The following is a 14,778-nucleotide window of genomic DNA, read 5'->3' as shown; positions in this document are numbered from 1 at the left end:
GTGTTAAATACTTATGTCCCAGCCTCTTTCTTACCTCCAGTCAATAGTTTTTTTAAAAATTATTTGCTCGAGGTTATGTTTTTTGTCTAGCAGGGGGACAGCCCTCTAGTAAATAAATCATGTGTATGACAAAAAGACCTAACGAGTTTACTTTTTTTCGCAAGGCCATTGTGCTATAGTTTAATTATCCTTACTTACGATTTTTGAGCTGGTAGTGCGGACTCATAGTCGTATAATATGCCGTGTGTAATAAGATGAAATGCGACTTTCAAAAACTTATTCATACACGCTACAATCGCAACCTTATGGGGCTTACCTTGAGGTTGCTTTTTTAGTTTGTAGTAATAGTCAACGAGATGATTAGGCACTTTTTTTCTCATAAGCATTGTTTTCATCATAAAGAAAAGAATCTTTCTTAATTTCTTATTCCCTCGCTTATTGATACGATCTTGATAATGTGTATTCCCAGATTGATACCGCATGATATCGATCCCAACATAAGCGTTTATTTGCTTCGAGTTTTTAAAGCGTCTAATATCACCTAGCTCCCCAATTAATCGGCATGCCGTTGCGTCACCAATTCCAGGAATAGAACGTAAAATCTTAAACTCCTTTCTTTTCATAGATAGCTCAGCCATTTGTCTAATGAGCTGTTCCTTTTTGTCCTTTAAATCCGCAATCCGACGTGCGTAATCTCTTACCTGCTCACAGCGAATGTCACTGGATTCAATTGCCGGATACGAATGTTGTGCAGCTTCAAGTAAAACAATGGCTTTTTTCTCAGCACGTTCTGCAGATAAGTTCTTTTGTGTATTCCTCTTTAAGTTATTTTTGATGACTGTTTTTGAATGGGCCAACAATAATGCCGGATGTGGGTACAGCTGGACAAAATTTAAAAACAGAGCTGATTTAGGTGTAATTAGCCGTTCCAATTCTGGAAATGATAATTGTAAAATTGCATGCATTCGGCTGCGTAAGTAGGTCATCTCTTCAGCTGTTTCATCATAATACCGTGTTATTGCACGCATTTGTTCATAATACTCATCTTGCGTATAGGTTTTCTCGCGTTCCATTTTAAAATGTGATTTGGCAAGTTCGTGTGCATCATTGATATCTGTTTTATGGCGACGCATTGTAGCCATTTGTAAGTTCGCTTCTAGTGGATTCATTCGGTAATAGGTATAACCGTAATCACAAAGGAACTTTTCTATCGGTTTTGAATACACGCCTGTTGCTTCAAACACGATTTCAGGTTGTTCCCCATCGAGAGAAGATAGCTCCTCAATACGACTTTGAAGGCGTTCAAAATCAGCACGTGTATGATGTATTTCTCCTTCAAATTCACAGCGCTTATAACGGTTGTAAATGACAAAATGACTTTTGCCTTTACTTATATCTAAAGCGATGACATGTTGCATAAAACCTTCTCCTTTTTAGCCAATCATAGAAGTCTTCACATTGCCTTACCGATTCCATTTTCTTATACACGATCTCTATGGACCCAACATACTAAACTGATTCAAATAAGGGTGTGAAGTTGGTCTGTTTTTAATACGGACTCTTATGTGGCCCCAGAGGCTGTTCGACCTTCCTTCACTTCTACTATATAAAAATAGTAGCACAAACCATGGCCTTGGTCTGTGCTACTAATCTTAGTATGTTTTTATAAAAATATTACTCAATCACTCAGTAGAAACAGAAGGATCTGCCTGTTCTTTCACAGGGATCACTTGAAGGAAGTGATCATTAAGGTTTTCGAGCAGCTGTGATAGTTCAGCAGCTTCTTCGAATTGTTCCTGTGTTTTTAGCATGGCGATGTATTGGCCAAGCAGTTCGTGAATGTCCTCTTCCCCTTTTTCAGAAAGGGATGTAATCGTTACTTTTGCTCCTTTGGCGATACGGCGCTGAATGGCTTCTTTTGTCAGGCCTTTTTCTGGCTGGTGGCGTAAATAAACGACACCGCCTGTCATGCCTGCGCAAATCCATGGGCCAGGATCGCCAAGGACGAGTCCGCGGCCATTGGTCATATACTCAAAAGCAAATCCTTTAATATTCGCGTTTGTACCAATATTGCCGAATTCGTTTTCTGGAATAGGCTTCGTAAGCTGGCCGCCGATGATCATATCTGCGCCTGAGAGACGAATCCCTGCACGCGCATCCGCATTTCCTTGAGCAACAAGCAAGCCTTCCTGTGCTCCATATCCAAATCCTTTTCCGACAGAGCCGTTATAGTAGCGGCCGTTTTTGCCTTTGGATTTGAAAATAAGAATCTGTCCACCAAACGATGTTTTTCCGATCCCATCTTGCGCGCCGCCGGCAACTTCGATATTGATGCCAAAGCTGTTATATGCGCCAAGTCCGTTGCCCGGGATGGAGCCGTTTTTATATTTAAGATCGACAGGCGGAAGAGCTTTATAAGATCCATCCAGTCTGCCTCTGACACGGTGGCAGGAAACTCTGCTTCCGAGCACCCGCTGTTCAGAGGTAATGCTGTTAAATTCGCGTGAGCTATGCAATTCTTCAACCGTTGCATCTAAATACTCGGCTCCAACTGCCACTTGAAGCTGTGCTTCTGATAGAGCCGAAGCTGTTTCGTGCTTATCAAGCTGGCGAATTTCCAATGTTTTTAACAGGAACGTTAAGTCAAGCTGGTCGATGCCTTTTGCTTGTTCTAAAAGATCCGAACGGCCAACAGCGTCTTGAACGTTTTGGATGCCCATTTCAGCTGCAAGTGTTTGGAGCTCTTTGCCAAATGCAGAGAATAAATTCATAATGCCCTGCACAGCTAAATCAAATTGGCGCGGCACAAATCGTCTTAAGCCGTGTTCTTTTGCTTGTGCTTCTGAATCGATTTGTGTAGCGATTCCCACATGGCATGTATCTAAATGACAGCCGCGGCAAGTTGTACAGCCAATCGCAAGCATCGATAATGTTCCAAAGCCAACCCGGTTTGCGCCAAGAAGCATCACTTTTAACACATCAGAAACGCTTTTAATACCGCCGTCTGCCCAAATTTCCACCCCATCACGCAACCCAGCTTCTAAAAGGGCATTATGTGCAGCTTTGACGCCAATTTCAACCGGCAGTCCAACATGCTGAAGCGCATGTATCCTTGCAGCACCAGTTCCGCCATCAAAGCCGCTAAGTGTAATGTAATCAGCACCAGCTTTGGCAATTCCGACTGCGATTGTACCGATATTCGGAACGACAGGGACTTTTACCGCAACCTTGGCTTTATCATTTGCTGTTTTCAGCTCATGAATCATTTGAGCAAGGTCTTCGATGGAATAGATGTCATGGTTATTAGATGGCGAAATTAAATCCGAGCCAATGGTTGCGTTACGTGCTTCAGCAATTTTAGCCGTAACCTTTGAACCAGGCAGATGTCCGCCTTCTCCAGGCTTGGCGCCTTGCCCGATTTTAATTTCAAGCAGGTTCGTCGAGTTTAGGAGCTCAGCGTTAACTCCAAATCGTCCAGAGGCAATCTGCTGTCCGCGTGTGCGAGGGTATTTGCCGAGCATATCTTTGATTTCTCCGCCCTCACCGTTAAAGCTGATCATATTCAGACGGTCGGCGCCTTCCGCATATGCACGGAACGCTATTTCGTTTTGCGAGCCAAAGGACATGGACGAAATCATAAACGGCAAATCATGATCGCCAACTGCGATATTAACTTCTTCAGGCGATAAAGCATCGCTTGCTTTTTTAAAGCTTGTTAAATGGCGAATCGTTGTTGGATTCTCTTCTTCCTGCTCGGTAATCTTTTCTTTATAAGCGCTATAGTCACCAGTTGAAGCGACTTCGCCAATGGCTTTCCAGATACGAGGGAAGAGGCTGAACGTTTTGCCGATTCGTTCTTTTTCATTGTTGTAATCACTTGCACGGGCAATCCCATCTTCACGCATAGAAGCGAAATTGTATTTCAGCTCCTCAGAGCCAAAGAAGTTCACAATATTAAGCTCATCCGCAACTTCTTTGCTTAAGCCGATTGATGAAAATAAGCGGCCATATCCTCTTAATTCATGGATCCCGATGGTAGAAATGACTTTTTCAAGACCTTTCGTTAATGCTGCAAAAAGATTGGTTAACGGAGCAGTCTGATCCTCATCTGCAACCGTAATAAACATATAATATGGACTTAATAAATCTGCTCCAAGTCCAAATGCTGTAATGATGTCATGCAGGGAGCGGATGGAAGCAGAGCGTAATAATAATGAACAATCCCGTCTTAGCGCTGCTTTTACAAGCGCCTGGTCAATGGCAGACACAGCTAAATGAGGATCAATCCAGTAGGCACCTTCCTGATGAACATTCGAATCATCAAGGATTAGCAATGTCTTACCGCGTTTTACTGCTTCAATCGCTTCACTCTTGAGACGCTCAATTGCATCGTTTAATGTTTCGCTTTCGTGGAAATGAATATGAATATAGGAAACAAGCTTTTCTTCCTGGAAAAAGTTTGTCACTTGGTCAAAGCTAGGCTGGTTCAACTCACTGGAACAACGATAGCCTGACATTCCTTCTATTAAAATAGGAGAAAGCAGTTCAATCGCTGTTCCTGCTGTTTCTTTTTCGAATAGAGATGGGCGTCTTCCAATAACCGTTCTTGTGGAAAAATGCTCCGTTTCTCTGTCGCGGTCAATCGCTGGGTTTGTAACAACCGCCACGCTTTCCTTAATAAAGTCTGCAATGTTCTTACGCTGCGGATTAAGTGCTGCAAGCGGAGAATCGTGTCCAAGGGAGCGAATCGGTTCGGCACCATTTTTCGACATTTGCTCCACAAGCTGAACATGATCACGTTCCCAGCCAAAGGCTTTGTATTGGCCATTATGAATTTTATCTGGGTAATTCATCGTCACGACTTTATCAAACTTTGGCGGTGTCAGACGCAATTGATATTGATCAACTAGCATTCTAGCGGAAAAGCGGTCATATACTTCCTGCTGGTAATTATGCTGTTCATACAGAACAATGTTGCTGCCATTCCATTTCAATCCAACCTTTTCACCTGGCGATAAAGGTTTTGGATCATTTACATATTCACTGGACGGAATGATGCCCGGTTCTGATGAAAACAGGTAAGAGCTTTGTGTTTCAAGCATCCAAAGAGGACGCAAGCCTAGAGCATCAACACTGAATACCGCTTCGTCGCCAAATCGGGATATGATGCCAGCAGGACCTTGAGCAAAATGTCCCCATGCTTCGCGGATATAAGCATACAGGTTCTGCAGATGTTCAGGGTATGCTTTAATTTCATTTACGATCGGAGGGAAGAGAATATCTACAGCCTCAAACAGAGAATAGCCATCACGGCTGATAAATGTGTCAATCGTCCGGTTCAAATCCTGCGAATCACTGCCATCTTTTACAAGTGGCACACCAACCATTTTTGCTTCATCACGTAGCTTTGCAATTGTGTTAATTTCACCGTTATGGCCAAGTACACTAAATGGCTGCACACGAAAAAAGCTTGAAAGTGTATTCGTAGAGTAGCGATTGTGGCCGAGTGTCATCGTTGAAGCCACAAGCGGGTTAGCAAGATCATGATAATATTTAGGCAGAATATCGCCAGCACCCATTACCTTATAGACCGCATGATGCTGACTTAATGAAGCAACATGCACATGTTCATTTTCTTCAAAATCAATCGTTAGAGCAAAAAGCGTTTTAGACAGTTCACTTTCCTCTAAATCTGTAGTACAGGCAAATTGCCAGAAAACAGGGTTTTCCTGAATTGCGATTGCTCCAAGTGCAGACGGTTCTGTCACTTGTTCAGATTGAAACACAACATTTAAACTCTTATTTTCTAACTTTTCAATCAATTTTTCTTTGAATTGAGCTGTATCTTGTCCTCTAGACATAAAAATATGACCGACAACAAAATTGCTTTGCTCTGCAGCATTCGCGTCTGCGCCAGCTACTGCTAATTTTTCCTTCCATAATACACGGGGGATATCAATATGAATACCTACGCCATCACCTTCGCCGTTAATAAAGCCGGCTCTGTGATTCATCGTTACGAGGGCATTTATACAACTGAAGATATTTTCTCTTGTAGGGGTTTTTTTCTTCTCAACACTTGCGACAATTCCACACGCATCGTGTTCCTGTCGATGAAACTGATTGAATTGTGAAGGAGTCCATTGCTCTGTCATCATTTCGGCTATATAGGCTGGGCCTTTAAGCCGTTCACCTCCTGTATAGAAAAATTGATCTGAAACTTCATCGTGTTCATTATGATTGTTTGCTGAAATGTTTGAGGGACGAGATCAGCAGTCACGCATAATAATTCACCGCGTTACCATATGAAAGTAATAAGGGTGATTTACACAAAAATATTGATTTAATAGTATCATATGAATTTTCAGAAATCAATTAAATATACAGAAAGTTGGATACAGGAGAATGAAGGAATTGTATATTTTGTGAATAAAAATCTATGTGTGTAAACGTTTTCATTGTTGACTTAGCATAAACGAAGGCTAGGGATGCCTTCGTTTAATGAATAAAAAATGTATAATTATTGAGCTGCTAATGCTTCAAACGCATTGTTGACAGCGTGTAATGTTGCTTCAATATCTTCCTCTGTATGTGCGATTGTTAAGAACCATGCTTCATATTTGGAAGGAGCGAGGTTTATGCCTTGATGCAGCATAAGCTTGAAGAACTTAGCGAACATTTCACCATCTGTGTTTTCTGCCTGCTCGTAGTTTTCTACCTTCACGTCTGTAAAATAGAGTGTTAATGCACCCTTTAAGCGATTGATTGTAATCGGAATGTTATACTCTTTCGCTGCTTTAAGGATGCCATCTTCAAGCATTGCACCTAATCGATCTAAATACTCGTAAACTCCGTCTTGTTTTAATACTTCTAAACAAGCAATTCCTGAAAGGATGGATGCCGGGTTTCCGGCCATTGTGCCTGCCTGATAAGCAGGACCAAGCGGAGCGACTTTTTCCATGATTTCTTTCTTGCCGCCATATGCTCCAATCGGCAAGCCGCCTCCAATGATTTTACCCATTGCCGTTAAGTCAGGACGTACGCCAAGCATGTCCTGTGCACCGCCATATGAAAAGCGGAAAGCAGTAATTACTTCATCATAAATAACAAGCGCGTTAGCGGCATGTGTTAACTCATTCACCTGCTCTAAAAATCCTGGGTGCGGTTCTACAATACCGAAGTTTCCTACAATAGGCTCAACAAGGACAGCCGCCACTTGATCTCCCCATTTTTCTAATGCTTCTTTAAATGGTTCAATATCATTAAATGGAACGGTGATCACTTCTTGGGCAATGCTTTTTGGAACACCTGCAGAATCAGGCGTACCTAATGTAGATGGACCAGATCCAGCAGCAACAAGGACTAAATCGGAGTGTCCATGATAACAGCCTGCGAACTTGATGATTTTATCTTTACCAGTATAAGCTCTGGCAACACGGATCGTTGTCATTACCGCTTCTGTACCGGAGTTCACAAAACGAACCTTCTCCATCCATGGCATTGCTTCTTTTATCATCTTGGCAAACTTCACTTCATGCTGTGTTGGCGTCCCATATAAAACGCCTCTTTCAGCAGCTCTTGTGATCGCTTCTGTAATATGAGGATGTGCATGTCCAGTAATGATTGGGCCGTAAGCAGCAAGATAATCAATATACTGATTTCCGTCTACATCCCAAAAATATGCGCCGCTCGCTCTTTCCATCGCAATCGGAGCACCGCCGCCAACTGCCTTATAAGAACGAGATGGGCTATTTACACCGCCTACAATATGTTCAAGCGCCTCGCTATGTAATCGTTCTGAATTTGTGAATTGCATGGGTATTCCTCCTTGAATCTCTTCTATACACTTTTGAAAATACAGGTTTCTCACCCTAAGTTTGACGTCCCTGGGCGAGCGCCTTCCGCTTTTCTTGGTGTCCAGCTCCAGGCGCTAGGGACTCGAGGTCTTAAGTCAATCCGTCTACAAGGTTAAAGAACAACCTTCCAGCCGTCTCGCCTTAAGCTTGTCGTCCCTGGGCGAGCGCCTTCCGCTTTTCTAGTTTACCACGTTTTCTCTATAGAGTATGTGCCGGGAACATGACAAGCACTCATAGAAGGAATTTTTTGCGCATATGAATGAGTAGACATGCTTGAAATGAGGTATGGTGATGGTACTTTATATTTCTTTAGCTCTAATCCTGCTTTGCATGATCATGAGTCTGCAGAGCTTATTTACTTCAAAAAGGATCAAAGGGAAATGGGTTTCGATTGAGAACATGATTTATTTAGTGTTTTTGTATGGAACGATTATGATTGGGTTTGGGCTCATCTATATTATTCTTGATTTAAATGGACATATTGTTTTAATAGAAGAAACTAGCTATCTGGAGGTCAGTTTTTTGGATCGGCTGGAGACGGGTTTTTATTTTAGTGCGATGACGCTGTTTTCTGTGGGATATGGAGATATTGCGCCAATCGGCATCGGCCGGATGATTGCTGTCATTGAGGCGCTCATTGGTTATGTGATCCCAACTGCATTTGTAGCGCGAGTTGTTTTTGATATCGATCAGCAGACGTGATGCTTATCGGTTGTTTTTCTGTTCTTTTTTCATTAACGTAAAAGTGGAGAAGCTATTGAACAGTTTATTATTATTTGGAAGAGGGAAACTATATACTAGCTTACTTCAACTTTTACATACGAATAAAGGAGAGGTCAAAATGACAGCAATTACAGGCGAATTCGCACCAGATTTTTCACTCCCGGCAAGTACAGGGGAAACATTTACATTATCAGAACACCGAGGCAAAAACATTGTTTTATATTTTTATCCAAAAGACATGACGCCTGGCTGTACGACACAGGCTTGCGATTTTCGTGATCGCCACAGTCAGTTTGCGGAAGAAGACACCATCGTGATTGGCATCAGCCCGGATCCTTTGAACAGACATGATAAGTTTGTTGAAAAGCATGAGCTGCCATTTCCGCTGCTTGCTGACGAGCAGCATACAGCAGCTGAACTATATGATGTCTGGAAGCTTAAAAAGAATTTTGGAAAAGAGTACATGGGAGTGGAGCGTTCTACTTTCGTTATTGATAAAGAGGGACGGATTGCAAAAGAGTGGCGCAAAGTAAAGGTTAAAGATCATGTAGAGGAAGTCCACAGCTTTGTAAAAAAAGAATTGAAATAAAGAAGAACCCAATTGGGCCGGAATTCCAGCCTATTTTACGATTTCAAGGCTTTTGTCCAATTCAAAAAGCGGCAATCTGAATATCATTTTATTAGGGCATACCTCCTCAGATAGTCATAATGCGGACCTTTTAAAGGTCCGTTTTTTTTATGTCTTGAGCACAACAAAAGGATGATGGGGAGTTTAAGTAATGTTCACCTTTAAAAACGTATATACTATTTAAAGAAAAATGATTGTTGGACAGGCATATAGATGAAGAACAATTGTCATTGTTGACAAAGTCACTGTAAAATGAGTACACTATTTATAAACATTATAAAGTAATAATCTATGTTAGAAAGAGGTGCATGACGTGACGCACGATCAACTTAAAGAAGCGCTGGATACTTTAAAAGATACAGGAGTCCGCATTACTCCTCAGCGTCATGCGATACTTGAATATTTAATAAACTCCATGTCACACCCTACAGCAGATGATATTTATAAAGCTCTAGAAGGAAAGTTTCCGAATATGAGTGTGGCTACAGTTTACAATAATTTGAGAGTATTTCGTGAGGTTGGACTAGTAAAAGAACTAACTTACGGGGATTCTTCAAGCCGTTTTGATTTCATTACAACACAGCATTATCACGTAATCTGTGAGCAATGCGGCAAAATTGTTGATTTTCATTACCCGGGATTAGATGAAGTGGAGCAGCTTGCTTCCCATGTAACGGGTTTTAAAGTTAGCCATCACCGTATGGAAATCTACGGAACTTGTCCAGAGTGTCTTGCAAAAGAAGCGCATTAATCTAATTCATTGACTAGGCTGCCTAATCTGAGGCGGCTTTTTTATTTTTGTCATCCATTTCAGAATAGGAACGAAATGGCCAAACAAAAAACTCGGCATTAATTTGCCGAGTTTTGCTGTGACTTACGATTGTATTTTTCATCAAACTCTTTGCCTTCTAATGTTTTGTCTAATGTTAAAGGCTCTTTGCAGTACATGCACATATCGACGCGTCCAAGTACCTTTGTATATTTACCGCAGCTTGGACACACAACTTGTACAGCTTTCGTGGATAATAACCCGATCCAGAAATAAACACCTGTACTAGCAACAATGAATATAGTTCCAAGCAGCATAAAAAAGGTCATGAGAACAGGAGATTCTCTAAAGAAGATTCCGATATACATAACAATAAAACCGACAAAGATCAAACTCAGTGCAAAGGTACGAATTTTATTGATTTTACTTGAATATTTCGCCATGCAACACCCTCCTAAAAGTTAACTATAGCACATAAGCCAGCCTGCTATAAATATCAATTCCTATTCCTGTCGAAAATTGTCTCTGTTTTATGAAGGAATTCAACTTCATTTTGGCGAAAGTATTACGTAAATGATCCTTTCTAACTGGCTAAATTCAATTGTTAGCAGGGAAAAGAGATCGTAACTGTTCATTAGGGTCTGGTATAATGACTATTATTGATTGAAAAATGGATTGAAGTTTCACTTTAATTAATGGAGGAATTGTAATGGAAGATATTCTCCGCCCGATCTATCAGGAGCGGGCAAGCCAGGCAAACACAAAGGGTGTTTTGCTTGTTGAGAAGAGGCAGAAAGCACTGCCGACAACCGATACCTTTGATGCGGTTCTGCTGATTATTGTAATGGAAGCGGATGAACCGGTTTTTATTAAACATTATACATATATGGAAAAGAAGGCTGCATTATATATCATTACAGAGCAGCAGTTAAATGAATGGCTACTGATTGGTACTAATAAAAAAGTGTTTGATTGGATTTACAATGGAAAGATTCTCTTTGATCGTAATGAATATATGCAATCGGCGAAGAAAGAACTGCAGGAATTCCCTTTTCACGGACGCAAGTTGAAAATGGGTCTTGAATTTGCCAAGCTTATTAAGCGGTATATGGACGGAAAAGCATTTTTTGAAAACAAACAATATTTCGATGCATATAATCATATTGTTCATTCATTGCATCATTTGGCTAGACTTGCTGTAATTGACCATGGTTTTCATCCGGAGAACACGGTTTGGAATCAGGTCAAACAAATCGAGCCGGAGATTATGAAGTTATATGAAGAGCTAGTAAATAGCCACGAACCTTTAGAAAAACGGCTTGAGCTATTGTTTCTAGCAAGTGAGTTTTTGATTCATTCAAGAACCAAGGATGGAATTAGCCATCTTATTGATATATTAAGTGAAAGAGAGCATTGGACTGTGCAGGAGATCTTAAATCATGAAGAAATCGGCTTATATGCAGTGGATTTAACGATGCTTTTAGAGTATCTGATTGATAAACATTATGTTGAGGTTGTGAATGTGGAGACCAAAGGAAAAGGGATACTCCATCGCTATTATAAAGTTGGGAAAAAATTATCGTAAAAAAGTTTTAAAAAGTATTGACCTTTAATAAAATACTTGGTATATTTATATCCGTCGCTGAGAAACGAACAAAAAACGTTTTTGCAGCTGACGGATATTTTTTAAAAAAGTGTTGACATGAAAAACTCAACATGTTATATTAAGAAAGTCGCCTCGGAGCGACACTTAAGAAAAATTGCTCTTTGAAAACTGAACGAACAATAAAACGTCAACGTTTAAAAAGATTCTTCGGAATCAACAATGTACATTATGTACACAAGAGCTAATCAACTCTTTCTTGGAGAGTTTGATCCTGGCTCAGGACGAACGCTGGCGGCGTGCCTAATACATGCAAGTCGAGCGGACGGATGGGAGCTTGCTCCCTGAAGTCAGCGGCGGACGGGTGAGTAACACGTGGGCAACCTGCCTGTAAGACTGGGATAACTTCGGGAAACCGGAGCTAATACCGGATAATGCTTTTGGACTCATGTCCTTAAGCTGAAAGATGGTTTCGGCTATCACTTACAGATGGGCCCGCGGCGCATTAGCTAGTTGGTGAGGTAACGGCTCACCAAGGCAACGATGCGTAGCCGACCTGAGAGGGTGATCGGCCACACTGGGACTGAGACACGGCCCAGACTCCTACGGGAGGCAGCAGTAGGGAATCTTCCGCAATGGACGAAAGTCTGACGGAGCAACGCCGCGTGAGTGATGAAGGTTTTCGGATCGTAAAACTCTGTTGTTAGGGAAGAACAAGTACCGGAGTAACTGCCGGTACCTTGACGGTACCTAACCAGAAAGCCACGGCTAACTACGTGCCAGCAGCCGCGGTAATACGTAGGTGGCAAGCGTTGTCCGGAATTATTGGGCGTAAAGCGCGCGCAGGCGGTCCTTTAAGTCTGATGTGAAAGCCCACGGCTCAACCGTGGAGGGTCATTGGAAACTGGGGGACTTGAGTGCAGAAGAGGAGAGTGGAATTCCACGTGTAGCGGTGAAATGCGTAGAGATGTGGAGGAACACCAGTGGCGAAGGCGACTCTCTGGTCTGTAACTGACGCTGAGGCGCGAAAGCGTGGGGAGCGAACAGGATTAGATACCCTGGTAGTCCACGCCGTAAACGATGAGTGCTAAGTGTTAGAGGGTTTCCGCCCTTTAGTGCTGCAGCAAACGCATTAAGCACTCCGCCTGGGGAGTACGGCCGCAAGGCTGAAACTCAAAGGAATTGACGGGGGCCCGCACAAGCGGTGGAGCATGTGGTTTAATTCGAAGCAACGCGAAGAACCTTACCAGGTCTTGACATCCTCTGACACTCCTAGAGATAGGACGTTCCCCTTCGGGGGACAGAGTGACAGGTGGTGCATGGTTGTCGTCAGCTCGTGTCGTGAGATGTTGGGTTAAGTCCCGCAACGAGCGCAACCCTTGATCTTAGTTGCCAGCATTCAGTTGGGCACTCTAAGGTGACTGCCGGTGACAAACCGGAGGAAGGTGGGGATGACGTCAAATCATCATGCCCCTTATGACCTGGGCTACACACGTGCTACAATGGATGGTACAAAGGGCTGCAAGACCGCGAGGTTTAGCCAATCCCATAAAACCATTCTCAGTTCGGATTGCAGGCTGCAACTCGCCTGCATGAAGCCGGAATCGCTAGTAATCGCGGATCAGCATGCCGCGGTGAATACGTTCCCGGGCCTTGTACACACCGCCCGTCACACCACGAGAGTTTGTAACACCCGAAGTCGGTGGGGTAACCTTTTGGAGCCAGCCGCCTAAGGTGGGACAGATGATTGGGGTGAAGTCGTAACAAGGTAGCCGTATCGGAAGGTGCGGCTGGATCACCTCCTTTCTAAGGATGAAATGAAGTTTATCTTCATTAAAAGACGTCTTTATTTGTTCGTTCAGTTTTGAGAGAGCAATCTCTCTGGGTTAGTATTTTGAAAAAGAATACTAACTTAAATACATTGCTCCTGCGCCGCAGTAGTTCGAGGAAGTTAATCCTCAGCTCGTCGCAAGGCAGCATGAAGAATAGCTGCGATGGCTAATCACGATGTGATTGAAATCAGTGGCCTTGTTCCTTGAAAACTAGATAATGCAATATAGAAGAAGATTACCAAGTAATCGCCATCTTAGTTTTTTCTCTCTTATTTAGAAACTAATCTTTAGTAACGAAGTAAGAGCAGTAACCATGAGGGTAATGAGCGACAAGGAGATCAAGGAAGCGACGGAGCGAGCACCGGAGCGTACTTCGTACGTGAGGAGCAGAGTGACAGAGCTGACGCAGAGATCCGCAGGCGATCATTAGCCGAAGTTGGTTAAGTTAGAAAGGGCGCACGGTGAATGCCTTGGCACTAGGAGCCGATGAAGGACGGTACTAACACCGATATGCTTCGGGGAGCTGTAAGTAAGCTTTGATCCGGAGATTTCCGAATGGGGGAACCCATCATCCGTAATGGGATGATATCTTTACCTGAATACATAGGGTATTGAAGGCAGACCCGGGGAACTGAAACATCTAAGTACCCGGAGGAAGAGAAAGCAAACGCGATTCCCTGAGTAGCGGCGAGCGAAACGGGATTAGCCCAAACCAAGAGGCTTGCCTCTTGGGGTTGTAGGACACTCTACACGGAGTTACAAAGGAGCGAGGTAAGTGAACAGGTCTGGAAAGGCCGGCCATAGAAGGTAAAAGCCCTGTAGTTGAAACTTCGTTCCCTCCAGAGTGGATCCTGAGTACGGCGGGACACGAGAAATCCCGTCGGAAGCAGGGAGGACCATCTCCCAAGGCTAAATACTCCCTAGTGACCGATAGTGAACCAGTACCGTGAGGGAAAGGTGAAAAGCACCCCGGAAGGGGAGTGAAATAGTTCCTGAAACCGTGTGCCTACAAGTAGTCAGAGCCCATTAACGGGTGATGGCGTGCCTTTTGTAGAATGAACCGGCGAGTTACGATTACATGCAAGGTTAAGTTGATAAGACGGAGCCGCAGCGAAAGCGAGTCTGAATAGGGCGAATGAGTATGTGGTCGTAGACCCGAAACCAGGTGATCTACCCATGTCCAGGTTGAAGTTCAGGTAACACTGAATGGAGGACCGAACCCACGCACGTTGAAAAGTGCGGGGATGAGGTGTGGGTAGCGGAGAAATTCCAATCGAACTTGGAGATAGCTGGTTCTCTCCGAAATAGCTTTAGGGCTAGCCTCATGTAGTAAGAGTCTTGGAGGTAGAGCACTGTTTGGACTAGGG

8 protein-coding genes and 2 rRNA genes (1 of these 10 only partly in view) are annotated in these 14,778 nt (G+C 43.1%); 6 read left to right on the top strand and 4 right to left on the bottom strand.

All coding sequences use genetic code 11. The features are described 5' to 3' along the window. Positions 1–194: 194 nt before the first annotated feature. The 3 genes from B7E07_RS18455 to B7E07_RS18445 all read right to left on the bottom strand — a co-directional run bounded on the left by B7E07_RS18455 (position 195) and on the right by B7E07_RS18445 (position 7,816). Entirely contained in the window at positions 195–1,418 is a 1,224-nt protein-coding gene (locus B7E07_RS18455) for an IS110 family RNA-guided transposase (RefSeq protein WP_080845490.1), read from the bottom strand. Between the two features lie 264 nt (positions 1,419–1,682). Beyond that, entirely contained in the window at positions 1,683–6,155 is a 4,473-nt protein-coding gene (locus B7E07_RS18450; RefSeq protein WP_080849265.1) for a glutamate synthase-related protein, read from the bottom strand. 365 nt (positions 6,156–6,520) lie between these two features. Further along, positions 6,521–7,816 (bottom strand): glutamate-1-semialdehyde 2,1-aminomutase, encoded by a 1,296-nt coding sequence (locus B7E07_RS18445; protein ID WP_080848293.1) that lies wholly within the window; start codon positions 7,814–7,816, stop codon positions 6,521–6,523. Positions 7,817–8,147: 331 nt separating this feature from the next. On the opposite strand from B7E07_RS18445, the gene B7E07_RS18440 reads away from it, so the two are divergent. The 3 genes from B7E07_RS18440 (at position 8,148) to perR (ending at position 9,958) form a co-directional block, all read left to right on the top strand. After that, a complete protein-coding gene (locus B7E07_RS18440; protein ID WP_066449180.1) occupies positions 8,148–8,558 on the top strand; it encodes an ion channel in 411 nt (136 codons plus the stop codon). A gap of 139 nt (positions 8,559–8,697) precedes the next feature. After that, the gene (gene bcp / locus B7E07_RS18435) at positions 8,698–9,168 is read left to right on the top strand and encodes a thioredoxin-dependent thiol peroxidase (RefSeq protein WP_080848292.1); all 471 of its coding nucleotides are present in this window, start codon (positions 8,698–8,700) and stop codon (positions 9,166–9,168) included. 352 nt (positions 9,169–9,520) lie between these two features. Continuing rightward, positions 9,521–9,958, top strand: a complete 438-nt coding sequence (gene perR, locus B7E07_RS18430) for a peroxide-responsive transcriptional repressor PerR (protein WP_066449157.1) — start codon at positions 9,521–9,523, stop codon at positions 9,956–9,958. A 98-nt stretch (positions 9,959–10,056) separates the two neighbouring features. Here perR and B7E07_RS18425 read toward each other — a convergent pair whose 3' ends face one another. Further along, positions 10,057–10,419: a YgzB family protein gene (locus tag B7E07_RS18425; RefSeq protein ID WP_066449155.1), complete on the bottom strand. Its 363-nt coding sequence runs from the start codon at positions 10,417–10,419 to the stop codon at positions 10,057–10,059. A gap of 266 nt (positions 10,420–10,685) precedes the next feature. On the opposite strand from B7E07_RS18425, the gene B7E07_RS18420 reads away from it, so the two are divergent. From B7E07_RS18420 to B7E07_RS18410, 3 genes are all read left to right on the top strand, one after another. Further along, positions 10,686–11,561, top strand: a complete 876-nt coding sequence (locus B7E07_RS18420) for a nucleotidyltransferase-like protein (RefSeq protein WP_080848291.1) — start codon at positions 10,686–10,688, stop codon at positions 11,559–11,561. A gap of 274 nt (positions 11,562–11,835) precedes the next feature. After that, positions 11,836–13,385, top strand: a 16S ribosomal RNA gene (locus B7E07_RS18415). A gap of 464 nt (positions 13,386–13,849) precedes the next feature. Then, positions 13,850–14,778 (top strand): 23S ribosomal RNA (locus B7E07_RS18410) (it continues 2,005 nt past the right edge of the window). The 16S and 23S rRNA genes sit together here, the layout of an rRNA operon.

The sequence above is a fragment of the Cytobacillus gottheilii genome (assembly GCF_900166665.1).
Lineage (GTDB): Bacteria > Bacillota > Bacilli > Bacillales > Cytobacillaceae > Cytobacillus > Cytobacillus gottheilii_A.
Note: the sequence above shows the minus strand (reverse complement) of the source record. Positions and strands in the feature narration are given on the sequence as shown.